This window comes from Amycolatopsis sp. QT-25 (genome assembly GCF_029369745.1).
GTDB lineage: Bacteria > Actinomycetota > Actinomycetes > Mycobacteriales > Pseudonocardiaceae > Amycolatopsis.
In genome coordinates, this window is record NZ_CP120210.1 from 4,349,211 (window position 1) to 4,373,693 (window position 24,483).

Annotated in this window: 15 protein-coding genes; 5 read left to right on the forward strand and 10 right to left on the reverse strand. The window is 68.2% G+C overall.

Translation table 11 applies throughout. The features are described 5' to 3' along the window. Positions 1-11 precede the first annotated feature (11 nt). From P3102_RS20045 to P3102_RS20055, 3 genes are all read left to right on the forward strand, one after another. Positions 12-977, forward strand: a complete 966-nt coding sequence (locus P3102_RS20045; protein ID WP_276360793.1) for an aldo/keto reductase — start codon at positions 12-14, stop codon at positions 975-977. 112 nt (positions 978-1,089) lie between these two features. Continuing rightward, on the forward strand, positions 1,090-2,103 hold the full coding sequence (locus P3102_RS20050; protein WP_276360795.1) for a hypothetical protein: 1,014 nt from the start codon (positions 1,090-1,092) through the stop codon (positions 2,101-2,103). Beyond that, on the forward strand, positions 2,100-2,321 hold the full coding sequence (locus P3102_RS20055) for a DUF5703 family protein (RefSeq protein WP_016334446.1): 222 nt from the start codon (positions 2,100-2,102) through the stop codon (positions 2,319-2,321). Before P3102_RS20050 ends, P3102_RS20055 begins: the two co-directional genes overlap by 4 nt. Here P3102_RS20055 and P3102_RS20060 read toward each other — a convergent pair. The 9 genes from P3102_RS20060 to P3102_RS20100 all read right to left on the reverse strand — a co-directional run bounded on the left by P3102_RS20060 (position 2,314) and on the right by P3102_RS20100 (position 21,637). Beyond that, entirely contained in the window at positions 2,314-3,057 is a 744-nt protein-coding gene (locus tag P3102_RS20060; RefSeq protein WP_276360812.1) for an SRPBCC domain-containing protein, read from the reverse strand. The genes P3102_RS20055 and P3102_RS20060 overlap by 8 nt on opposite strands. Continuing rightward, positions 3,058-3,654, reverse strand: coding sequence for a helix-turn-helix domain-containing protein (locus tag P3102_RS20065; protein ID WP_276360813.1), 597 nt, complete (start codon positions 3,652-3,654; stop codon positions 3,058-3,060). A 40-nt stretch (positions 3,655-3,694) separates the two neighbouring features. Next, entirely contained in the window at positions 3,695-4,582 is an 888-nt protein-coding gene (locus P3102_RS20070) for an alpha/beta hydrolase (protein ID WP_276360815.1), read from the reverse strand. Further along, complete coding sequence (locus P3102_RS20075; protein ID WP_276360816.1) at positions 4,582-5,904, reverse strand: M20/M25/M40 family metallo-hydrolase; 1,323 nt, start codon at positions 5,902-5,904, stop codon at positions 4,582-4,584. The genes P3102_RS20070 and P3102_RS20075 overlap by 1 nt, the downstream gene beginning before the upstream one ends. A 1,660-nt stretch (positions 5,905-7,564) precedes the next feature. Continuing rightward, positions 7,565-13,564: an RHS repeat-associated core domain-containing protein gene (locus P3102_RS20080; RefSeq protein WP_276360818.1), complete on the reverse strand. Its 6,000-nt coding sequence runs from the start codon at positions 13,562-13,564 to the stop codon at positions 7,565-7,567. 79 nt (positions 13,565-13,643) lie between these two features. Beyond that, complete coding sequence (locus tag P3102_RS20085; protein ID WP_276360820.1) at positions 13,644-16,724, reverse strand: LamG-like jellyroll fold domain-containing protein; 3,081 nt, start codon at positions 16,722-16,724, stop codon at positions 13,644-13,646. 133 nt (positions 16,725-16,857) lie between these two features. Further along, on the reverse strand, positions 16,858-19,614 hold the full coding sequence (locus tag P3102_RS20090; protein ID WP_276360822.1) for an AfsR/SARP family transcriptional regulator: 2,757 nt from the start codon (positions 19,612-19,614) through the stop codon (positions 16,858-16,860). Between the two features lie 271 nt (positions 19,615-19,885). Further along, positions 19,886-20,203 carry a YciI family protein gene (locus P3102_RS20095; protein WP_276360823.1) on the reverse strand — a complete coding sequence of 106 codons (318 nt, stop codon included), beginning with the start codon at positions 20,201-20,203 and terminating at the stop codon, positions 19,886-19,888. A gap of 792 nt (positions 20,204-20,995) precedes the next feature. After that, the gene (locus P3102_RS20100; RefSeq protein WP_276360825.1) at positions 20,996-21,637 is read right to left on the reverse strand and encodes a TetR/AcrR family transcriptional regulator; all 642 of its coding nucleotides are present in this window, start codon (positions 21,635-21,637) and stop codon (positions 20,996-20,998) included. 360 nt (positions 21,638-21,997) lie between these two features. On the opposite strand from P3102_RS20100, the gene P3102_RS20105 reads away from it, so the two are divergent. Further along, on the forward strand, positions 21,998-22,231 hold the full coding sequence (locus P3102_RS20105; RefSeq protein ID WP_276360827.1) for an SRPBCC domain-containing protein: 234 nt from the start codon (positions 21,998-22,000) through the stop codon (positions 22,229-22,231). Positions 22,232-22,599: 368 nt separating this feature from the next. On the opposite strand, the gene P3102_RS20110 is transcribed toward P3102_RS20105, so the two are convergent. Beyond that, positions 22,600-23,139 (reverse strand): helix-turn-helix domain-containing protein, encoded by a 540-nt coding sequence (locus P3102_RS20110; RefSeq protein ID WP_276360829.1) that lies wholly within the window; start codon positions 23,137-23,139, stop codon positions 22,600-22,602. A gap of 62 nt (positions 23,140-23,201) precedes the next feature. On the opposite strand from P3102_RS20110, the gene P3102_RS20115 reads away from it, so the two are divergent. Further along, the gene (locus P3102_RS20115) at positions 23,202-24,188 is read left to right on the forward strand and encodes an alpha/beta fold hydrolase (protein ID WP_276360830.1); all 987 of its coding nucleotides are present in this window, start codon (positions 23,202-23,204) and stop codon (positions 24,186-24,188) included. Positions 24,189-24,483: the final 295 nt, after the last annotated feature.

A 24,483-nucleotide genomic window follows, 5' to 3' on the forward strand; every position in this document is an offset into this window, starting at 1 on the left:
GCTCGCCCGTCGTGGAAAAACGACAGCTCGGCCGGTCGGGACTTCGGGTCTCGCGGATGGCCCTCGGGACCATGACGTGGGGTGGCGACACCGACTCGGAGGAGGCGGCCAGCCAGCTGGTCGCGTTCGTCGACGCCGGGGGCACCCTGGTCGACACCGCCGACATCTACGGCGAGGGCGAGAGCGAACGCGTCCTCGGCGCGCTGCTCGGCGACCTGGTCCCGCGTGACGACATCGTGCTCGCCACCAAGGCCGTCGCCCGCCGCGCCGATGGCCCGTTCGGCGGTGGAGCCTCGCGCGGCGCGCTGCTGAGCGCGCTCGAAGGTTCGCTGCGCCGGCTCGGCACCGATCACATCGACCTCTGGCAGCTGCACGCCTGGGACACCACCGTTCCGGTCGACGAGACCCTCGGCGCCCTCGAGTACGCCGTGACCAGCGGCAAGGTCCGCTACGTCGGCGTCTCCAACTACTCCGGCTGGCAGCTGGCGACCGCCGCGGCCCGCAGTTCCGCCGTCGCCCCGCTGGTCTCGACGCAGGTCGAGTACTCGCTGCTGGAGCGCGGTGTCGATCGTGAGGTCGTCCCGGCCGCGGAACACCACGGCGTCGGACTCCTGCCGTGGGCACCGCTCGGCCGGGGCGTGCTCACCGGCAAGTACCGCAGCGGGACACCCGCCGATTCGCGTGGTGCTTCGAGTGTTTTCGCGGGGTATGTCGAACATCACCGGACCGAACGCGCGGCCCGGATCGTGCAGGCGGTCGCGACGGCCGCCGACGGCCTCGGGACCTCGCCGCTGGCGGTCGCGCTGGCCTGGGTCCGCGATCGGCCCGGAGTGGCCGCGCCCGTGGTCGGAGCCCGTGACACCGGTCAGTTGACCGGCTCGCTCACCGCCGAGGGCATCATGCTCCCGCCCGCCATCCGCTCGGCGCTCGACGACGTCAGCGCGATCGAGGTCGGATACCCGGAACGCGGCCTGTGAGCCGTCCGAACACTGGATTAGGTGACTGTTGAGTGACACCGGCGTGACGTGGTGGAGTTCCTGGAGGATGCTGGACAGGTCCGTTCGACGAGTAGCAGGTGGAGGCACCAAGGTGGGTCGGCTGTCCGCCGTTTCCCGGATCGCGATCCCGCTCGCCGGTGCGCTGGTGCTCTCGTCCTGTAGTGCGGACGACACCCCCAACGACACCTTGCAGATCGTGCAGAACCCCGTCGCGGCGACCGCGGCGGTCTCCCCCGCGGTGACGACCAAGCCCGCGGGTGCGGTGTTCGCCGGGCCGGGAGTGCGGGCGCTGGTGACCGACGAGGCGAGCAAGACGCTGGTCGTCGCCGTCTCGGAGCCGCCCTCCCTGCGTATCTACGATCTCGCCGTCCTGGGGGCCCCGAAGACGACCGTGGCCTTGCCCGGTCCGGCGGAGCGGCTCACGGTGTCGGGTTCCCAGGTCCTCGCCAGCGTGCCCGGCAAGAGCCTGCTGGCGAAGGTCTCCCTGCCCGATGGCGCTCTGGAGACGGTTCCGGTGGCGGGGCAGCCGTCGGCCGGACTCGCCGACGGCGACGCGACGCTCGTCTCGGTCCGCGACCGCAAGGCCGTCGAGGTGCTGACGAAGAACGCGGACCCGAAGACCATCACCGGCCAGATCTACAGCGCCGACGACGTGCTGGACACCGGCGACGGCGTGGTCGTGCTGGACAAACTGCGCACCGCCTTGTTCGCCGTCGACCTCACCGAAGGCAAGATCGGCGAGGGTTTGCGTGCCGGCGACGGCGCGGCCAACGCCGTCACCGACGACCTTGGCCGTGTCTTCGTCACCGACGCGCGGGCGGGTGCGCTGCTGGCGTTTTCCACGACACCGTTGCTGCTTCGCCAGCGCTATCCCGTCCCCGGCGGGGCGTACGGCCTCGTCTACGACCGCCCGCGTGGCCTCGTGTGGGTCACGCTCACGGGACGCAACGAGGTCGTCGGCTTCGACGTCCGCGGCGGGGAGCCGATCGAGAAGCACCGGTTCCCCACCGTGCGGCAGCCGGATTCGGTCACCGTCGACGCCCGCGGCGGCCGCGTGGTCGTCGGCTCGGCCATCGGAGAAGGGATCCAGGTGATCACGCCATGACAGTGGTGGACGAGGCGGTGGTCGAAGGGGATTGGGAGTACCGGCGGCTGCAACTGCCTCCCGGTGTCTCCCGGCGGGCGGCGGCGACGCAGCTGTCGATCCACGCCGAGTTCGCCGGTTGGGAGCTCTCGACCGTCCGGCTCTACTCCGATGGGACCAGGAGGGTGTGGTTGCGCCGCAAGCGCACCGCCACTCCCCTGCCCGGCCTCATCACCTGAACACCCGGCCGAGCCAGCCGGCCCAAAGCGCGTCCTGTTCTGCGGAGTCGACGTCGCCGAACAGGTGGTGCATCGCGACCATCGGCCCGGCGAAACCGCGGACGAACCTGAGGAGCGCGTCCTCGGTCCGGATCCCGACCGTCTGCACGTTCGCGAAGTAGACCTCGCCGTCCACAGTGGACACAGCGCCGGTGGACAGGCGGACCTTGTCCCCCGTTTCCGGCCGCCCGGCCAGGCCCAGTTCCCGGCCCAGCTTCAGCCACGCGCCGTCCCAGTCCTCGATCATCGGCCCGAAGACCGTGACCGGCACCGCCCGCCTGCCCGCGAAGCCGTTGAGATACTCCACCAGGGTGCGGAAGAACAGCTCGCCACCGGCGGTCATCGCCTCGAACTCGTCCTCCCAGTCGTCGCCGGGCAGGAAACCGCTCGTCACGGTCCGTAGCACGGTGCTGCCACCGGAACGGCCTTCGATGAGGAATTCGTAGGCGACGAACCGCCCGTCCGGCGCGGGTTCCGTGCCGTGGACGAGTCGTTCCAGTGGATCCCACGCCGTGATCGCCGACGTGGGTTCGTAGCCGCCGAAGGCGGTCTTCACGGTGCCGCCGACGCCGCCGTCGACCTTGTTGCGCCCCATGAACCACGACGTGATCCCCGGCCCGGTGGCGATGGCGTCCCAAACCTGTTCCGGTGTCGCGTCGACCTCGATGCGGTCGGTGATCTCGAATTCGTGGCCCATTCAGCGCTCCTCGGGCTCGGTTTCGACGCTCGGGTGGACGGCGACGACGATTCGGTGGTCGCGGCCCTGTTCGGCGCCTTCGTCGTGGTATCTGCTCACCAGGTTCGTGATCGCGACGGTGAGTTCTTCGGCGAACGCGGCCCTGTCCGCGGCGGAGGAGAACCGCACTTCGCCGTCGATCGCGAAGGTCGCGACCCGTTTGCGCGCCTTGGCCGAACCGGTGATCAGCAGGCCGACGTCGCGCACCAGCCTGCCTGCCACCGCGAGCAGCCAGCGCGCGGACAGCCGGTCCGGCGACTGGGCCGGATCGGGCTGCACCGCCGAAAGCGCCGTCGGTGAAATGACGTAGGAGGACGCGGTCGCGCGCATCATGCGTTCGGTGACGTTGCCCTTGCGTCGTTCCTCGACGAGCTCGACCAGCCCGTGCTTCTCCAGCGCGCGCAGGTGGTAGTTCACCTTCTGTCTCGGCAGGTCCACTCGCGCAGCGAGCATCGTGGCCGAAGCCGGTTCGGCGAGTTCGGCGAGCAGCCGGGCCCGGACCGGATCCAGCGACACTTCGGCCGCTTCCGCGTCCTCGATCACCGCAACGGAGAACATGGCAAGAAGATGGCACCGAAAAGAGAATTTGTCAAGAACGTCAGGCTTGTCGGCGAGCTCGGGACACCAGGGCGAGCAGGCGCGGAACCACCTGCGGCGCCGCTTCGAGCGGCACGACGTGCCCGACCCCGGGCAGCACCACGGCCGTCCCGTTCTCCACGGCACCCGCCAGTTCTTCGACGTCCGCCGTGGGCACCAGCCTGTCGCGCTCTCCCACGATCGCGGTCACCGGCACCGCGCCTACCTGCGACAACGCCGATTCCCGCAGGTAGGCGTCCAAGGCAGGCCGGAACGCGGACACCGTCTGCGGCCAGTTGCCGCGGATCATCCGCACGGTCAGCTCGACATCGGCGGGTACCGGGTCGTCGCCGAAGAGCCACCATCGCAGCCCGGCGGTCACCGCTTTGCTCGTATGGTCCCGCACCAGGCCGATCAGCTTCGACCCGAACACCATCTCCAGGTCCCGGCCGAGTTTCCCGAGGGCGTTCGGCCAGATCGCGTCCGGGGTGACGCCGCCCGCGGACATGGCGAGCAGCCCGATACCCGCCACCCGCGCCGCGAAGACGTCCGGATGGCGCTGGGCGAGCGACAGGATGGCGAGACCGCCCATGTCATGGCCTGCCAAGACGACCCGGCCATCGGGGATCACCTTCTCCAGCACCTCGGCCAGGTCGTCGGCGAGCTGCCCCATGGTGGCCGACGCGGCCCGGACCGCGCCGGATTCGCCGTGCCCACGCTGGTCGTACGTCAACACCGAAACGGGTTCCTCCGACGATTCGGCTGCCTCGGCCAGCACCGGCGCGATGGCGCGCCAGCTCCGCCTGTCGAGGGCGTATCCGTGGAGGAGCACCACGGTCACCGGCGCCGACGAAGCACCCCAGCGCTCGAAGTACAGGGGTGTGCCGTCGGCCGCCAGCAAACCGGGCATCAGGCCGAGCGGAGGAAGCGGTCGAGCACGCGCACGCCGAACTTCAGCGCGTCGACCGGGACACGCTCGTCGACTCCGTGGAACAGCGCGGAGAAATCGAGGTCCGCGGGCAGCCGCAACGGCGCGAACCCGAAGTTGCGGATCCCGAGCGTCTGGAAGGACTTCGCGTCCGTGCCACCGGAAAGCATGTACGGGAGCGTGCGGGCACCCGGGTCCTCGGCGAGGACCGCGTTGGTCATCGCGTCGACGAGAGCGCCGTCGAAGGTCGTCTCGACCGGCGGCAGCTCCATCCACTCCTTCTCGATGTCCGGGCCGAGGATCTCCTCCAGTTCGGCGTTGAACGCTTCGAGACGGCCGGGCAGGATCCGGCAGTCGACCGAGGCCTCCGCGACCGAGGGGATGACGTTCGACTTGTACCCGGCGGTGAGCATCGTCGGGTTCGCCGTGTCGCGCAGGGTCGCGCCGATCATCCGGGAGATGTTGCCGAGCTTCGCGACGGAACCCTCGATGTCGTCCTCGGGGAAGTCCCAGCCGGTGATCTCGGTGACGCCGTCCAGGAACTCGCGCACGGAGTCGGTCATCACCAGCGGGAAGCGGTGGTTGCCGAGCCTGGCGACGGCCTCGGAAAGCTTGGTGACGGCGTTGTCGCGGTGGATCATCGAACCGTGGCCGGCGGTGCCCCGCACCCGCAGCTTCATCCAGCGGATGCCCTTTTCGGCCGTCTCGATGAGGTACGCGCGGACGTTGTCCTTCAGCGTGATCGAGAACCCGCCGACCTCGCTGATCGCCTCGGTGACCCCTTCGAACAGCTCGGGCCGGTTCTCGACCAGCCACTGCGCGCCGTACTTGCCGCCCGCTTCTTCGTCCGCGAGGAACGCGAAGACGAGGTCACGCGGCGGGACGATGCCGTTGAGCTTGTAGTGGCGGGCCAGCGCGAGCGCCATGCCGACCATGTCCTTCATGTCCACGGCACCGCGGCCCCAGACGTAGTCGTCTTGGATCGCGCCGGAGAACGGGTGGACCGACCACTCCGAGGCGTCGGCCGGAACCGCGTCGAGATGACCGTGGATCAGGAGCGCGCCGCGCGAAGGGTCGGCCCCCGGCAACCGGACGATCACGTTGTGGCGGTCCTTGCCGCCGGACTCGACGTAGGTGATCTCGTAGCCCGCGTCGGTGAGCTTCTCGGCGACGTACTCCGCCGCGGCGCGTTCACCCACCAGCGTGTCCGGGTCACCCGTGTTGGTCGTGTCGATGCGGATCAGTTCGCTGGTGAGCGTGACTGCCTCTTCGGCGGCTGCTGCGATCAAATTCGGTTCGGTCACCAGGCATTCCTACCATTGGTGGAGCCGACCGACCCGTCACGACCGCCGCGCGGGCACGTGTGAAGACCCACTCCCGGCCGCACCACCGCAGGCGGCAGCCCAATCGGCAACCCGCACTCGAGTGCCTCCGTCAGTGCACGACTAAGACGCCGCAAGTCGAAGCCTCAGGAAACCAGGCCTCGCACGACAGCACCGACCCGAAACGGACAAATCGAGCCACTTCTCGGCCGGCGACTGTGGTCCGGCGTCGACCGGACGACGAGCCATAACCTCGGGCTCCGCCCAGGCCGCCACACGGACACCGGAGGAAAGCCTTCGCGGCGGGGCCCCGCCCCGGTCGCCTGCAGGCCGACACGCGTTCGAACTGGTCAGAACCGATTGCGACCGGACGTCCCACAGCGGGCCCAGCTTCCCACGGGAGGCGCCCAGCTGAACAACACAGGCACCCGGCTCACGATGCGGCGATTCTTGCATCGCCACGGCCGTACTCCGCGCCTTCCGGGCCGACGCCGCCAATGGATTCCCAGCGACGATTCCAGCACTAACCTCGACGAGGGCTCGCTGATTATGCGCCAACCCCTGCTTTGATTTAGCGGAAGACACCAAATCTCATCTGCCATTTCGACCCCAGAGGACGAGGGTCAAGAACTCACCAGATAGGGAGAAGATCGGATCTCTCGATGGCTGGATGCGCATACTCAGGATGCGGCTCGTCCGGCACAAATTCCCAGGTCATGCGAAATGCGGGCATCGAGGCCATGCAGGGCTCGGCGTCATCTCACCGCTGAAGATATGGGTGATACCTGCGGGTATCACCCATATCTTGCGGTGGCCGAGAATCGGGTGACTCAGCGCGTCGCACGCCTGAACGCGGAACGAGGGTTCGACGCTCGCCGAGGCCAAGTTGATGGCATTCTGGCGCACGCCTCGCGCACTACCAGCACTGGTGCCACCTTCGCGGCTATCAGACCGGCACGAACGCGATCACGACCACCAATCTCCTCGAGTACGTCGACGACCAGATCACCCGCTGGGACGACACCCACGACCAGGACACCCACGACCAGGACACCGACGCCTACCCGAAGTACCGGCCCGACACGATCCGGCAGACCATCAACGCGCTGGTTTCTGGGCCGAACGCAGCACCGGCCAGGCACCCGACGACCACCCCGGCTCACTCTGGGCCGGGCAACGCGGCAGGCTGACCCTCTCCGGCATCACCCAAGTCGTCCTCGCCGTCAACGTGGCGCCGGAAACCAGGGTCTCCGCCCCATCGGCTACGCCGTACCTCCGGCACCCCTCGAAGAGGCGGCGCCGACGTCGCCCAAGTCCAAGCTTTGCTTGATCACGCCTTCATCGAAGCTTCCCCCGATACCTCCAAGCTGGGAAAGCTGAACAAGCGTCCATCATCGGCACCGACGGAGCTGACGTTGACCGATTCTTTCTTCACGACCCCAGCGCGAACGGGCTCGGGCCGACGCCGACGTCAACCTTGCCAGTGAGCTCATCGTGGAAATGGCCGCGAGCGAAGGGCTGAGCAATGAATGCAAAGGCTGTCGCCAACGTTCACCGGTCCCATTTGCGAAGCCTGAGCTTCTGTCGGCGAATGTGTGGTGCCCCGGTCAATCGAATACCGGGGCACCACACAGCACGGTTCTCATCTGGGTCCTGGCTGTCTCCCGCCGACGTCTCGGCCATCCCTGATTCCACCGAGGCCAGCGGGTGATCCGCCGCCACCTGCCATCAACGGTATGGTCAACGCGTCGGCCACGGCGTTGGCCGAGACTGTGAATCCTCTGCCGAGGGTTTCGGCTCCCGCGCGGACGACGTTCGCTCCGTGGCGGACCGTTCTACCGACGGCCTTGCCGGTGATGTGCGCGCCGCGTACAAGATGCCAGGTGGCCGGAGTGACTCCTTCTTGCAGCAGCCATCGGGCGCCTTGTTGTGGGCCATAGGAGACCCATTCGAGGACGTTGCGCTCACCGATCTTGAATGAGCCCATTCCAGCGAAGGAGGCGCCGACTCCGGTAGTCACCAAACCGTTGGACATGAGTCCGGCCATCGGACCGCTCACCACAGTCGCGCCGATTGCCTCGCGCGCGGTGAACCAGCTGCCCAAGACATCGCCAAATCCTTCGTTGATGGGCCTCATACGCTCCCGGTACTGTCGGTAGGCGGCTTCGTACGCGGTCTTCTGAGTGATCGCCCTGGCCTTACGCGCAGTGACCACGGCAGCATTGGCCCGGGCACGGGTGACCGAGCGCTTGGCAGCCTGAATGCTCTTGATGCGTTTCACGTGCCGCGACATCGTGGCTCGCTGGGCTGCGGCACGAGCTTTCGCCTTGACCGCTTTGTTGTAGGCGAATCGGGCCATCGAGAACGCGAGGCCCCACAGTTTTCCGGTCGGGTCGCTGAAGCTGGCGGGGCTGTTGTTGGCGTAGGCGTAGGCGTTGAGCTGTTGCGGGTTGTCGGCGTCCAGGACGGGGTCGACGGAGGTGAATCGGCCGGTGTCCGGGTCGTACTGTCGGACTCCGACGTTGACCAGCCCTCCTGGTTCCTTCGCTCCCATTTGGAATCCGTGCTCGTTGGGCCACGCCGCCGTTTGGCCGCGTACTTCGCCGAACGGCGTTTGCCTGCGCTGCACCACTTCCTGTGACTTTTCGGCTACGGCCGTATGCGCGGTGCCCTGGGCGTCGGTGACCAGCCACGTCACCCCGGCGATGGTGCGCTGGGCGACGATGGCGCCTCCGTGCTCGTAGAACCTGATGCCGTCGACCTTGCCGGTGGCCCGGTCGAACCGGACCTGGGTGTCGGAGAGGAACAGTGTGGTGCCGGTCGGGTCGGCGCGGACGACCCGGTTGCCTTCGGCGTCGTCGACGTAGGTCGTCGTGCCGGTGCGGTCGGTGGTGGAGACGAGGTTTCCCTCCACGTCCCAAGTCATCTTCTGGTCGCCGGGCCTGCCGGTGGTGTTGCCCAGTTCGTCGTAGGCGTAGCCGTCCGTGCGTGTCCCGGTGTTGTCGGTCGTGCTGGTCGAGGCCAGAGCGTGCGGTTTCGCCGACTTCGCCGCCGGATAGGTGTAGGTGGTGGTGACGTCACCCGTCGGCGTCGCGTGCCGGACGCGGCGAGTGCGGTTGCCGACGGCGTCGTAGTCGAAGCTCTGCCAGTAGGGCGCGGGACCTCCGAGGCCGGCCGTGCTGGGTGCCGCCGCGCAGTCGCCGGACGTCGGGGTCCAGGCCCCCGTCATCCGCTGGTTGTGGTCGTAGGTGAAGCACTGGGTGTCGGCGGAGGCCGCCTCGGCGATCCGGGTGACGTTGCCCGCCGGGTCGTAGTCCTGACTCACATCGGACACGACGGGTGCACCGGTTTCTTTGGTGGTCAGGGCACGGGTGAGTCGCCCGGTGGGTTCGTAGCTGTATTGCGTCTCCATCAGTTTGCCGGTGGTGCCGGTGGCGAAGGTGTGCACGCCGGTCTGGCCGAGGTTGGTGTATTGGGTGGCCGCGACGTAGGTGGTCACCGGTCCGGTGCCGAGTTTGGACTTCAGTACCGAAGGTTTGCCCAGATCGTCGTAGCCGTATTCGACCACTTCCGTGGGCAGTTCGCCGACCTGCGGGTAGGTGCTGGTGACGAGCTGACCGTTCGCACGGTAGGTGTTCTTGAACTCGTAGACACCGGCGAGCTTGCCCGCCGGGGTGCCCGCGGTCTCCGGGATGGTGATCTTCGTGCCGGTCGGCTGGTAGTGATTGTCGTAGCCGGTGACCTCGCTGGTGTAGGTCTTGCCGTCCTGGTGGCGGATCGCCGCGTCCAGCTGACCGTCCTGCTTGTCGTCGTAGATCCACTCGGCCCGTTTCACGGCGCCTTCGTGCAGTGCGGTACGCCTGCCGAGGACGTCGTAGGTGGTGGTCAGGACGCGGCCTTTGGCGTCGGTCGTCGTGAGCTCGTCTCCGGCGGTGTCGTAGGTGCTCTTCGTGGTTCCCGAGTCCGGGTCGGTCGTGGACGTGCGACGGCCGCGAAGGTCGTAGCCGTAGCTCCACGTGTTGCCCGCGGGGTCGACGACGGTCGCTTCCAGGTTTTTGCGGGTGTAGGTGTATTTGGTGCTGTCGTAGGGCCCGGTCGGTGTGCCGTCCCGGTACTGGCGTAGCTCGACCTTGCGGTCGCGGCCGTCGGTGACGGTGCTCGTCGCGGTGCCTCCCTTCGGCGGGGTGACGTCCACGCGGTCGCCGCCGTAGACGGTCGTGGTGGTGGACTGCACCTGGTCGTAGGCTTTGACCACTTGGGACACGGGCCGGTCGGCCGCGTCGAACGTGGTCAGCACCTGATTGGGGATGCCGTTGTCCTGCAACGCGACGAACAGTTCGGTGCCGGGTGCGCCGCCGACCGGGTAGGCGGAGTTGGCCTTGACGGTCCGGCCTGCCGAGTCGTGGACGGCGTCGCTGACGACACGCCCGGACGATCCAGGGCCCTGAGTCTGGCGTTGCCGCAGGAAACCGTCGTAGAGCACCGTGGACGTCACGTAGCGCACGTCGTCGGGATGCAGTTCGGCCGTGATGACGGAGGTCGGCGCGTCCGCGCGAAACAGGTACGTGTGCTTGACGTGCGGCTCGGCCTTGCCCTGTAGGCGGCCTGGTTTCCAGACCGCGGTGAGGTGACCCAGCGGGTCGTGCGCCTGGCTGGTGATCTTGCCGTTGGGGTCGGTCGTGCCTACTTCGGCCTCGGCCCAGGCCGGTTCCACGGTGGTGGTCGTGGTGTGCCCGAGAGCGTTGGTCTCGGCAATGGCCGTCACCGGACCACCGGTCGCCGGGGTGAACACGGTCTTGGTGAGCGCATCACGGGCGTCCCAGGACTCCACGACGCGGCCGTGCGCGTCGTACCCGGCACGCGAGACGGTCGTGTAGCCGCGCGCACCGCCGGACAGGGAAGAGATCTCCTCGGTGCGGGTCTCGTCTCCCTTGGTCGGCGCTAGGCCGAAGTCGCGGCCGTCGTAGGACGTCCGGGTGTCGCTGACGATCTCCTCGTCGCGGGTGGGCTGTTTGTCGCAGGACAGAGCGTAAGTCTGCTCACGGGACGGGAACTCGATCAGCCAGCGTCCCTCGTCCCGGACGTATTCGGTCCTGGTGCACTGGTCGTCGTCGGCCGTGTTCTCGTCGCCCAGGTCGTTCTCCGCGACGGGAAGCCCATGCTTGTCGAATTCCGTCGTGGTGCGGGTGCGGAGGTATCCCCGGCCACCGTCGAGTGCGACACGGTGCCGGGTCGTTCCGTCGGCGACGAAACGGGCCTGCACCGTGGCACCACCGCGGACGTCGGTGGCGGTCGGATCGGACAGCCACGGGTCGACGATCTCTCCGGAGATCTCAGCGCCGCCAGGTCCGGCGAGGGTACGTTTCTCCCGCGCTCGTCCCTCCAGGCCGGGGCTGTCGGGCACCTCGACGTTCTCGGAGTCCTTGACACGTGCCGGTCGTTTGCCGCCGCCGGGCAACTGGTCGCCGTCCATGCCCCGGAAGTAGAGCGTCTCGCCGTGGCGTGCTCCGGTGCCGGTCCCTTCGGTCACGCGGACTTTCTCGTAGCCGCGCCAGCCGTTCCACGTGCGGTATTTGCCGGGCACGGTCTCGTCTTCGGTGTGGTGCCAGGCCGCTCCGCCGACGTACTCGTAGGCCGTGGTGCTCACCGGGTTGCCGCCGGTATGGTCCACTTCGGACACTGAGGTCACGACGTACTTGTGGAAGTAGTCGATCTTGGGGTCGGTATCGCCGGTCCTGGTCCAGTAGGAGGGGAAGCAGCGCAGTGTGTTGGTCTCGGGCGCGGCGGGCATGGTGCCGCCCGCGGCGCAGTGGGGATCGGAATAGCCGACGACGATTTCACCGCCGGTGCCGTTGCGGATGCGTTCGATGCGGCGCCACTTCATGGGCGGCGCGGTGTCGGAGACCGCGCGTACCCGGTTGTCCCGTGCCATTCCGGTGAAGGTGGTTTCGGGCATGTCGAGCGTGCCGCCGACGTGGCCGGTGTGGGTGATGCCGTCCAGCCACAGGCCGGCGCGGGTGTTGTCGCCGGGGTCGGGGTAGGAGTGCCGCAGCGTCCACGAGTCGACCGCGCGGCGCCCGGTGCTCCCGGCGACGTTGGTGGAGAGTTTGCTCAGGCGTTTGGTCGTCCAGAAGGTCGGACTTGCCACGCGGCACGGGCTGCCGGTGCACTCCAGGTCCCAGGGAACGTCCTTCCACGTGGTGGCGTTCTTGGTGTCACAGTCGGCTTCGCAGCGGTCGGCGACCTCGACCACGACCTGCATGGGCACATGGCCGTACTCGGAGTCGGTGCGGGTGCCGTAGTCGATGCGGGTCAGCCAGCCGCCGCGAACGTAGTCGGTCGCTTTGGTGGCGTCGTTGTTCCGGGCGTATTTGTTGCTTTCTTTGGTGTACCACAAGGACATGGAGTTGCCGTGGGTGTCCACCACGTGGTCGAGGTTCCAACGCCACGCCTGGGAACAGGAAGGACCCGTTTGGTCGGCTGTGCGACACGGATCGGTGCCGTACACGGGAACCGTCCACGTGGAGTCGGTCTGTGGACGGCCCTCGGCCCAGCCGGGCAAACGGTTCCGGCCGAACCAGAACTCGGTGCCGTGCCGGTCGGTGACCACCCAGTGCTCGCCGTCGTTGTCGCCGTTGACGGCTCCGGTGCGGCGCTCGACGCGCATCCCGGCGTCGTGTCGGGCACGGAACTTCCCGGTGACGTCGTCCCGCACCAGTTCGACGGTGCGCCCGTCCAGCGACAAGACGGCGTTGTCGGAGACCCAGCACTGGTCTCCGGTCTTGGCGACTCCTCCGCCCATGTCAGTGCAGGAGCGGTAAGACCGCTCGATATAGCCTTGGGTGAACGAGAATCCCTCCCCCACCCAGCTCGGCTGGTTGTTGGTGGCGGCGGTCATCCCGTCGACCGATTGGCTGGAATAGTCCAGACGAAGCTGAGGAGCGGGCCCTTCCAGAGCAGGCGGAGTGCGCATCGGGTACTGCCAGGAGAAGTCGCCGGACGAGCCGCCGAATTCCCAGGATCCGGAGGCTTTGAGTTCGGTGGCCTTGAAGTCGCCCGAACTCCCCTCAGGGCCCGCCGCCAGCGCGACCAGGCCGCCGGCCGGGACCCTGCCGGAAACCTTGGTGCCATCGTTGACCGACGGCACTGCGATTCCGGCGCACTTCGGATCGCCGGGCGTGTCCACGGCGCAGGCGGGCAGGCTGAGCAGCCGGAGCCGGTTGCCGTAGTCGGCGCCGAAAGCCGAGCGGAACGCCGAGTAATCCACAGAGAGGTCTGCGTGGCCTTTCTCTGCGTGGGTGTTGCTCTCCAAGCGCATCAGCACGGCCCAGGAGCCGCGTTCGGCCGCATTCCGGTCCAGCACCTCGACGCTCGCCGTGCCCGCCGCTCCCACCGGGGTCACGCTGACCGGTAAGCCACCCACACGGGCATTCGTGGCCTGCCGGACGGCGGCCTTGCCCGGCTGCGGCCACACGGGCGCGGGAACAAGCTTGCGAGCCGCTTCGTCGTCGGGGTCGGGCGCATAGGGCACCGAGGACGCGGTTTTCCCCTCCACCACAGGATGTTGTTGCGCCTTCAGCCGCTCATATGCCGCGGCGGGTGCCGCCGTGGCGACGGCCAGCCCGGCGACGAGAATCGGCACCAGTGCCGCCGCGCATCCTCTGCGCGCCAGGGACTGTAACGGTCTTTTCTTCTGCACGTGAGTCATCCCCTCGATGTGGTCACTGCTGGTAGAGCGCGGTGATTTCCAGGTCTGTCGGCACGCCGGCCAGCACCCGGACGTCGTCGAGACCGCCGAACCAGGAGTCGGAGTCGGCGCCGTTCCATCGGCCTTGGCCGACTATCAGGGGCCCGGTGGAGTCCCAGGACGTCGGGGCCGACACGGTCGAAGCCAGTTGCCCGTCGACGTAGAGCCGGACCTGACGCGCACCCGGGTCATGCACACCGACCAGGTGCGTCCACCGCCCCGGCACCGCCTCGCCCGTCGAATAGGCGCGGTGCTGCGCGGGGTTGTCGACGTCGGCGCCGGTGACGGCGAACGCCCACTTCCGGGATGTCGCGGCGTATTGGAGCAAGAACGGGCTGGTGCGTGAACCGTGGCCCGCGACCGCCGCCTGCCATCCCGGCGTCGGCTGGTCGATCTTCACCCAAGCGGATACCGCGAACCCGGTCGTGGACCGCGTCACCGGCCCTTGGGTCGTCCCCGGCCTGCCGCCGGTGTGGATCGAGCGTCCCGTCCCACTGTGGCCCTCGCGCCTCCCCCAGCCGGGATGGGTGCCGCCGGGAAAGGTCAAGTGCCTGCCGAAACCGGAAGTGTCCAGCGCGGTGGCCCCGGACTCCTCCTCGAAGAGCCAATCTCCGACCGGGGTGGTCGCGTTGGCCAGTTCGGTGACTTCGCTGAGATAGATCCGGCGGGGCCAGACCTGGACGTCGGCCAGCTCGCCCTGCCAAGGATCGGCGGCACCGGGGCCACGTCCCAGAACCAGCGGGCCGGTCGCGGCCCAGGCCTCAGCCGGAGCGACGGTCTCCCCGGCATGGCGCCCGTCGACATACAACGTGAGCTTGCGGGTCGCCGAGTCGTAGGTGCCCGCCAAGTGAGTCCACACGCCGTGACGCGCAGGATGGATGGAGGACGCCGTGCTGCGTGCGGCGGTGTCGCTGTCGCCCTGCGGCATGGAAAACACCCATCGATCACCGGCACGGCCGAGCGCGAAGCCGCCCACGTGAGTGCCCTCTTGGGTGACGGCCGTACCGGCGGGCGCGGTCGAGCGCACCCACGCGGCCACGCTGAAACTGTCGGCGGTACCGACCACCGGTCCCGCCGTGGCCGCGGTACCGCCGGCCAGGGCGGTGGGGCCGCCGAAGAGCCTGCCGGGTGCGCCGAGGGCACCACTGCTCAAGGTCGCCGGTTGCCGTCCGTCCGCCGTGTCGGCGAGAGTCGGACCGGTCGCTTCGTCCAGCTTCCAGCGGCCGACCGGGGGCGCGCCCGAGCCGACCCGGAAGTGGTACTGGGCGGTGCCGGACTGGTTACCCGCCCTGTCCACCGACCGGACGTACAAAGTGTTGGTGCCGCGCCATTCCGGCGTCACTCCGGCGGTCGCCGTGCCGCCGAGAGCGGTGGCCGGCACGAAGTGCGCGGGCGGGTCCGCGACGCCCACGAGGTAGCCGGCGACGTCGGCGACGCCCGCCGCCGCGAGCGTGAAGTCTCCGCTGACACCCACCCCACCGTGCACCACGCCATCGGATGGGTAGCGGCCATCGGCGGTGGCGATGGCGGGCGGCACGTGCGGGCGAGTCACGTCGACGTAGAACTCGCAGTACGCGGACTTCTCACCGGGGTCGATACCGTCGTGGGACTGGCTCTGGAAGGCGTAAAGCTTCCCGTCCGCCAGCGGACCCGCCATGCGGAACTGGGCGACGGCCCCGGCGGGGATACCGGGTACGAACGTCGATTCCCAGGTGACGAACCGGCCACCGGGCGACTCGCGCTCGCCACGGGCGAAGTAGGTGTCGTGGATTTGGCCGTCCTCATCGCGGGGGCGGGCACGCAACGTCGGGCTGGTCGTACCCACATAGAGCGGCTGTGCGCCACACGCCTTGCCCTCGACGCTGAGCTGGTCGGGAGCCTGGGGGTAGGAGTTGTACTCGACCGACAGCGCCGTGCGGTTCTCGTCGAACTTCTTCCAGCCGGCGTTGATCGTGCCCTCGTCACCGGCACGCAGGCCGAGGGTGAGGGTCCCCCAGCCGGTGCCGTCCTGCGCGGCCTTGGTGACCTTGTCGCCACCCCATTCGCTGTACCGCCCGGCGTCCCGGCAATCGTTGTTGTTCGCCCCCGCCAGATAGCTCGACCACGGCCACGAACCCCAGTGGTTGGCCCACGTCGTACCGGCGTTGACCGAGTTGACCAGGTACAGGTCGGTCCACGTGTCGGAACAGGAATAGGTGTGCTTGAGGTAGGAGCTGAACCAGGCGCGCAACACGTGCTTGCTGCGCAGGTTCTCCATCGGGAAGGTCCAGATCGCGCGGTAGCGTTCCCACCCGTCGCCGCTCTGTTCGACGTAGCCGACTTTCGCGCCCTCACCGCGGTCATAGGACCAATAGGACTGATCCGGATGCCGTTCGTTGATCATGGTCCAGTTCGCGGCGCCCACGGTGGTCGCAGGAGCTACGACCGCTGGATAGGCGGCGGCGGAAGTCAGCCGGGCCAGATCCGCGTCAGGGTCAGGAGAAAGTGTGCGCAGCGCGGCGACGAGTTCGGCGCTGCCCGCCGCCTCGCGGGACTTCACGCTCAGCGCGGTGACGACTCCGCCGACGTCGAGGGTGGTGGTCAGGTCCACTCCAGGCAGGGCCTCGCGGTAGACGGCGGTTTTCCCGTCGAGGACAGGAACCGGAAGGGCGCGCGGCCAGGGCAGGATGCGGTCGCCCGACGCGAACAGCGGGCCGGCGCCACCCCCCGACAGAGTTGCTCGCAGCGACGACATCGTGGCGGTCACCCGGCCTCCGGCGTCGCGGCGGAGGGTCGTGTCGACCGGGGCCCAGCCGCCGCCGGGAAGGCGCACCCGCACCGGTCTCGCGTTCACGACCGCGGTGAACGTGCCGCTGGGGTTGGCGAACACCTGGGAGGTCTCCGACTTCAGGCCGGCGACCTCCACCCGCCGGTCGAACCGACTGGCGGCCACCGAGGCCGAAGCCTCGTCGGGCAGCTCGGCGGGTGCCGCGACCGCGATGGCGCCAGTCCCTTGCACAGCCCCTGACACCACCGCGGCCACCATGAACGCCACGATCGATCTTCGCTTCGCCACCCTCGCCCTCCCCAGTCCGAGAGCGACGGAAGCGCGGCCGTGTGCTCCCGCCGGCGTGGCGGGCCGCGTCGCTCGAACAGGACCGTAGGGCGGCGAACGCGGTAGCCGCTGTCGTCACACTTGCACGGCGCTGTCACGCGGTACCGGTGCCCGGCCGGGTGTGCGCGGAAAGCAGCGCCTGGATCTCTTCGGCGGTGGCGTCATCGCCCTCCCGCAGGCACCGGTCGTAGGCCTCCCGCCAAACTCCGTGTGCTTGATCGACATCGCCGAGCGCGAGCAGCGCGTGCCCCAGTCCCACCCGCAGCGGCACCGCCGACCTGGTCACGTGGACCTCTTCGACGAGGTCGATGGCTTCCCGATAGGTTCCGGCGGCGGTGTGATGATCGCCTGCGCCGGCTTGCACTGCGGCGATGGTCTCCAGACCGGCGACGATCCGCGAGGGTTCTTTCCCTTTGCGGAAGATGCCGAGGGCTCGCCGGGCGGGTTCATCCGCCTCCTCGAAGCGGCCGAGCCCGACGAGGGTGTCCGCGAGGTTGTTGAGGGCCATCGCGATGGACAATTCGTCGCCTACGGACTCGTGCAAGCGGACGGCTTCCCGTAGTGGTTCGACGGCCTCGGCGAACCGGCGCCCCCAGTTGAGGGCAGACCCCAGGTTGAGCAGCGACGTGCCCTGTTCCGCGAGGTCGCCCAGCTCGCGAAAAACCTCCAGCGCGGTGTGGTAGCAGAAGATCTGCTTTCTCCGGTCGGCGACCCGGCCGTAGCCGGTGCCCACACCGTTGTAGCACTTCGCCCGCAGGAACCGGTCCCCGGCCGCGGTCGCGCTGCGGATGGCGGCCTCCCCCATCGCGACCATCCGCCGCCAATGCCCACGCAAGTAGAGGTACTGCCAGCACAGCTGGAACAACACCGCGGCTTGAACGTGCAGGCCGTGCTCGTCCGCGCCGAGGACCAACTTCGCGATCGTGTCGATTTCCCGGTCGAACCAGGCGACGGCGGCATGGTGGTCGGGGAAGTCGACCAGCGGCACGCCGGGACCGGCCGGAGTGATCGGCATCCGGTGCGCAGTGCCGCTGAGGTGACCGCGCGCCCGCTCCGCAGTGTGCACATAATGCGCTACCAGCCGTTCGATGGCCGCCGGCGCGCCGGGCATTGTCGCCGCCTTGTCCCGCGCGTATTGCCGCAGCAGGTCGTGCAGTTCGAACCGGTCGGGCAACCGCTGCTGGAGAATGCTGACTTCCGCCAATCGCCCGAGCGCGGCACCCGCGTCCGCCGTCGGGATCGCGGCCAGTGCGGCGACCGCGTGCCTGCCGATGGTGTCGCCGGGAAACAGGCCCAGTACAGCGAAAACCGCCGCGGCTTGCGCATCGAGGGCGTCATACGACCAGTCGAACAGCGAACGCAGGTCGGTGTTGCGATCGTCCTCGACCGTCAGGACCTCCAGCCCGCGCTGGCCGGCCAGCTCGTCTCGTAGCGATGACAGCGGCCACTCCGGGTGCCGGGCGGCGTGGTCCGCGGCGAGCCGCAGCGCGAGCGGCAACTGCGCGCACGACTCCACGATCGCCGCCGCCGCTTCCGGCTCGGCCGCCGCCCTCTCCCTGCCGACCTGATCGGTGAACAACTCCAGCCCCTCGACGGGGGAGAGCAAGCCCAGGGTGAGGTGGCGCGCGCCCTCCCGAGCGGAGAGGCCCCGCAGTTTGCGACGGCTGGTCACCACGACCGAACCCCCACCGGGCAGCAACGGCCGCACCTGGGCGCTGTCACGGGCGTTGTCCAGCACGACCAGCACCCGGCGGACCGCGGACTCGGTACGCCAGAGCGCCGCTCGTTCCTCGACGTCGGCCGGGACACGCTCCGGCGGCACCCCCAGCGAACGCAGCAGCACGTCCAACGCCTCCGCCGGATCGACCGGCGCGCTGGGACCGTAACCACGAAGGTCCAGATACAGCTGCCCGTCCGGGAACCGCGGCACGACCCGATGTGCCCAGTGCACGGCCAAAGTCGTCTTCCCGATACCGGCGGCCCCGTCGACGGCGGAGATCACGACCGGTTGACTGCCGCCTTCGTCCACCAGGTGATCCAGCCCCGCCAGCTCGTTCCCCCGCCCGACGAACCCGCGTATGTCACCCGGCAACTGGCGAGGCACCCGCGCCGTGGCCGGCTGATCGGCCACGAGCGCTTCGTCGTCGAGCAGGATCGCTTGGTGCAGATCGGCGACGGCGCACCCCACGTCGAGCCCGAGTTGCTCCCGTACCAGTTCGGAAACCTGGCGATAGGCTTCCAAGGCCTCGGCCCGCCGGCCGGCCCGGTGCAGCGCCAGCATCAGCCTGGCCCACAACGTTTCGCGCAGCGGGTGCCGGGCGGTCAGATCTCGTAGGTCGGCGATCACTTCCTGCCCGCGACCGCGTTCCAGGTCGACGTCCAGCATTCGCTCGCGGGTGGCGAACCACAGCTCGGCGACTTTCGGTCCCGCCTCCGCCCGCAGATCCGGCGACGCGACATCCTCCAACGGATCGCCACGCCACAGCCGGACTGCCGACGCCAGCAACGCGTACTCCCGGCCGGCGTCCCCTTCCCGTGCCGCGGCGGCCGCCGAGTCGACCAGCTCACGCATTTCGAGCAGGTCCAGATCGGCGGCGGCGGCGCGCAGCAGATATCCCCCCTCGGTCGTCTCGATGACGTCGGCTCCGAGGCTGCGCCGCAACCTGCTCACCAGCGTCTGAAGGCCATTGCGCACATCCAGCGGGGACTCCTCACCCCACACATGGCCGATCAGTTTCCACTGCGGGACGACTTGGTTCGCCGAGAACGCCAGCGACGCCAGCAAAACACGCTGTCGGCCACCCACGTCGACCGGCCCGGCGGCCGTCTCGACCTCGAATGGCCCCAGCACCCTGATTCGCACACCCCGAGCCACCGCTTCTCCCCGGAACAAGCCTGGCATCTTCAGTCTCCGTGCACGCCAAAGAAATGTTCACCTGCGTCTGTTCACCAGCACCTTTTCGGGCGATCGGGGAGATTCCGGGAGAACCATCCGGACGGTGCCGGCGGCCAGGCTGCACGTCTGGCCGTCGGCACCCCGAGAACCCGATCACGCCGGACTGCCGAGACCTGGCCCTTGCCAACGTGGTCGTACCACTGCGATCGACCCGTCTGCCGGACGCTCAGGTGGGGGGTTCCTCCTGGAGGGCACGTACCTCGACCCTGCTTCGCAGCGCACGCGATGCCTGCTTGGCCCATTCGATCGCGACGTCGTCGTTCTCGGCCTCGATGATCCAGAAGCCACCGAGGTACTCGTCGGCTTCGGCGAACGGGCCCGGGGTGAGTACGGGGCTGTCTCCGGAGTAGTCCACCGTGGTCGCGCTCGACGGCGGGTGCAGGCCGCCGGCGGTCACGAACGCGCCCGCCTCCTGGACGGCGGTGTTGAACGCGCCGACCGCGGCCATGATCTCCTGCAGCTCCGCGGGGTCCATGCCCTCCATCGTCGGCTCCTCGGCGGAGTCGTGCGGGAGGCTCAGGAAATACTTCGCTATGGTCGTCTCCTCGTCGTTCGTGTCTGTCGAAAACGCTATGTGGGGTATCCCGGTGGCGTATCGGTCATCGTGACCGATGTCCGGTAAGCCGATGACCGGCGTCAGCCGTCAGACGAGGCCGGCCGGTTCGCGCGTTCAGGGGCCGGCTGCGCCGCACTCGATACCTCTCACGCTCCCCTGTGGACTGTCTTCAGGTACCGGTAAGAAAGATTTCGCCAGTGCGGACGCTGGTGAGCGGCGGGCAGAACACGCAGGAAGCCTCACCGATCGCCGTCCACGATCCCGGTTCGCGAAAGACGTCCGGCCCCCCGCCCAGAGGCGTGCAGATCACTGTGGCCTTTTACCCACCTGTACCCGAGTTGCATTGGGCCGTCCAGCCGTTACCGGTTTGCTCGCTCGACAAGAACGGACGCGGGCACGGGCACTCCCGCTTCTGCCAAAAGCACCGCCGGCACGCAGCGCTGCCTCGCAGGCCCCAGCTCGACCGGTGCGTTATTGGCCGTCGCGAAACCCCGCCTAATAAAGCGAACGAAACCGGCACCTACCTCTCCTGACTGCGTACAAGGAATCACCGTAGTGTGGTTCTACCGCTCGATCTGCCACAGCATTCAACAGCCAAGAGCAGATGAATGAATGTGGACCAGTGCCCATTCCGAGCGCGACGTGTAACGTTGGCGGGAAAGGTACGAAATCCTGAACTTGCCGAGGACCAGGTAGTGCGTCAGGCGCACCGCTCGATCATCAGGACACCTCCCGAACGGCATATTCCAGCACGCGTTTCCCGAGCAGGTCCTCGATGGCGTCGAGCAACGTGAGCACGGGCTCGGCGATCGCGTCAGGCTCTTCCCCCGCCAAGGTGCGGGTGCCGATTTCAGCGAAGATCAGCGAGTGGAACCACCCGATCTGACTCGCGACCAGCCGGGGCACCGGATCCCCGGCCGGCGCACCGGTCTCCTCGGCGAGCAGGGCGGCGAGCTCGTCGACATTCTGCACGGCGAGGTCACTCAACCGCGCGGCCAGCGAGGGCGTGGCGAGCATCATCGCCAATACCCGACCGAACCCGGGCGTGAGGCCGACGGTTCGTTCGCGGTCGCGCACCTCTTGCCGCAGATGGACGAGCACCGCGCGCGCGGCCGATCGGCCGACGCCGCGCGCGGCCACGATTCCGGCCAATCGCCGGTGCGACGCCGCTTCTGGCGGCAAGACGAGGTCTTCCTTGGTGTGGAAGTAGTTGTAGACGGTGTTGGGCGAAACCTCGGCCGCCTCCGCGACCTCCGCAATCGTCACCTGATCGAATCCGCGCGCCACGAACAAGGAGATCGCGACGTCGGAAATCCGGCGCAACGTCTGCCGCTTCTTCCGCTCCCTCAGCCCCTCCACCATGACATAAGTCAAGCACACTGCAAACTTTAAGTCGACCCCAAAATTCAGCCGAGGCCCGGCCCGCCTGTCGCAAGTGTCTGGCTACACCAGGCCAACCGGCATTCTCACCGCTGATCAGCCTCGAGTGATTCTCGCGCTCTGCGCCTGCGGGGCGGCTGGTGATGGTCGAGTGGAACTTCGACCGCCTATTACTCCAGCCGCACTTTCGCCACTGAGTGAGGTCGACGTGTGCCTGGACCGGTTCCGCGGCTTCTGGGACCAGCGACTCGATGCCCTGGGCACCGAGTTGGCCCGCAGCAGGCGCGCGTCCCGGACCTCAGGTGTCGACAAGGCCGATTCGCCGGAGAAAAGGAAGACGACATGAAGGACGTGCTTGACGAACTGGCCGCCGCGCGCCGGACGATGGGAACAGCGGCCTTGCCTGCCGGCGACGCTTACACGATGGAGTTGCGGCGTCGCTACGACGCACCGATCGAGGACGTGTGGAACGCCATCACCGACCCCGAGCGGCTGGACCGTTGGCTGAAGTCGGTCACCGGGGACTTCCGCCTAGGGCGTGTCCTGCGGATTTCCTCCATGATTGTGTGTAGATGATTGCGTGGTGAGCTGACGAACAAGGCCTGGGCAACGATCGCGCCGTTGCTGCCTGCGGAGTCGGGGCAGCACTTCCTGCGCGACGGGGCCAGGTCACCTATCGACAGGCTCGCGGAAGCGCGGCGCGCGCTCGCTGTCGAACCACTACTTACTTGGTCGATGTTCGAGGTCATCAGGGCCGATTACAGCGATTGGCAAAGCAGCAATGACCGACCTCATAGATCGCCGACCCGCGACGATGAATCCGCCCCGGCTCCGGCTGTCGTTCCGCCACGCCGGCACGGTAACTCCCATCCTGCTGAATACTTTTCGCTTCCCCACCACTAGAGCGACCACGGAGCAGCCGAGCGAGCTGTCTCAACGCGCGTCTACGTGTCGGCCTGACCGCCGGCGGGGAACAGGATCGGGCTCAGTAAATACTGCGCACGATCGGGAGTGGCCGAGTTGCGCAGGCGCGGAAGGATCGCCGCCCGCAGATCCTCGATCAGGGCCGCGGCCTCCTGATGGGAGAGCCACACCGCGTGTTGCCGATAGCCGACCAGGTCGGCGACCGGATCGGCGTCTTCCCGGTCGACATAGTTGGCGAACTCGGCGAGCAGGGTGACCATGGCCAGGGCGAAGATCTCGCGGTGGTCTTCGGGTGTTGCCGCGGCGACCGCGTCGGCGTCGATGGTCGCGCGCTCCGGGCGCAGGCGGTAGCTCCGCTCCACGGCGCCCCGCACGCGGTGCTCGGCGGCGACCTCGAGAACCCCCGCGGTGGCGAGCAGATCGACGTGCCGGTACACGGTCGCCTTCGACACGTCCGTCAAGCGTGCGCACAGCTGCGCGATCGTTTGGATCCGCCCGCCGGACAGAGCGTGCACGATCCGCAGCCGCACCGGGTGCGCCAGCAGTTCCAGAGAGTCCATGACCCTATGCTCTCACTCGTGATAACGTTCTCAAAGTTGAGAACGTTGGAGTGGAGGACAGTATGGCGTCAAACGAACCGACCAATACGGACCTCGAGGTGTGGCGATCGCCGGACTATGCGGATCCGGCTCTGTTCGACGAACAAGAGGTGACCGTGGGTTCGGGCCCTTTCGCCGTGCAAGGCACGATCGCCCTTCCGCACGGCGAGGGCCCCCATCCGGCGGCCGTGGTACTCGCCGGCGGCGGGCCGTTCGATCGGGACGGCACGGCAGGGCCGAACAAGAACTTGAAGGACATCGCTTGGGGTTTGGCCAGTCGCGGTGTGGCGGTCCTGCGTTTCGACAAGGTCACCTACACGCACCGCGAACAGGTCGCGGCCACACCGGAATTCACGCCGACCGAGGAATACGTTCCCCACGCCGTCGCGGGCATCGAGATCCTGCGCCGGCTGCCGACAGTGAACGCTGATCTCGTTTTCGTGATCGGGCACAGCATGGGCGGCAAGTTCGCGCCGCGGGTGGCCGCCGCCGGAGCCGAGGTGGCCGGTCTTGTCGTTCTCGCCGGGGACACGGTGCCGATGCAATGGTCGATGGTGCGTGTCATCGAACACCTGACGAAGGCCGATCCGGCGACCGCGGCGTTGCTGCCCACCGTCGAAGCGGCCACCGAACACGCGAAACTGGTGGACAGCCCGGATCTTTCACCCGCCACGCCCGCCGCCAAGCTCCCATTCGGGATGCCCGCACCGTATTGGCTGGACATGCGGGCCTACGATCCGGTGGCGGTCGCCGCGACGCTGGATCTGCCCATGCTCTTCCTCCAAGGAGAGCGCGATTACCAGCTGACCATCGACGGCGATCTGGCCGGATGGCGGGCCGGCCTCGCCGGCAAGCCGGATGTCACATTCCGCGTTTACACCGCCGACGACCACATGTTCTTCCCCGGGACCGGACCATCGATGCCCGAGGACTACGCACATCCGCACCACGTGGACCCCGAAGTCATCACCGACATCGCAGACTGGCTCAAGGACCCGCGTTCGAACTGACCGCCGCTGACCCGCACTGCGCGAGACAGAGTCACCTATACCGGTGGCCGGGTAGTTATCCGGTGCGTGTGCCCTGGCCGAGACCGCGCGCGCCACGTGCCGGCCCTCACGAACACCTACGCCATCACCTGCAACCTCGGCGTTGACCGCACGACGCCAGGTACGTCATGCCACCCCTGGCAGATGGTGGTCCGGTGCGGGGTAGCCTCACCGCCCCGCACCCGCGTCCCGGACAAGCGATCGGCGCGCAACCGGTCCCCGCACCACGTGACGACCAAGCCTGAAGCCAGAGCTG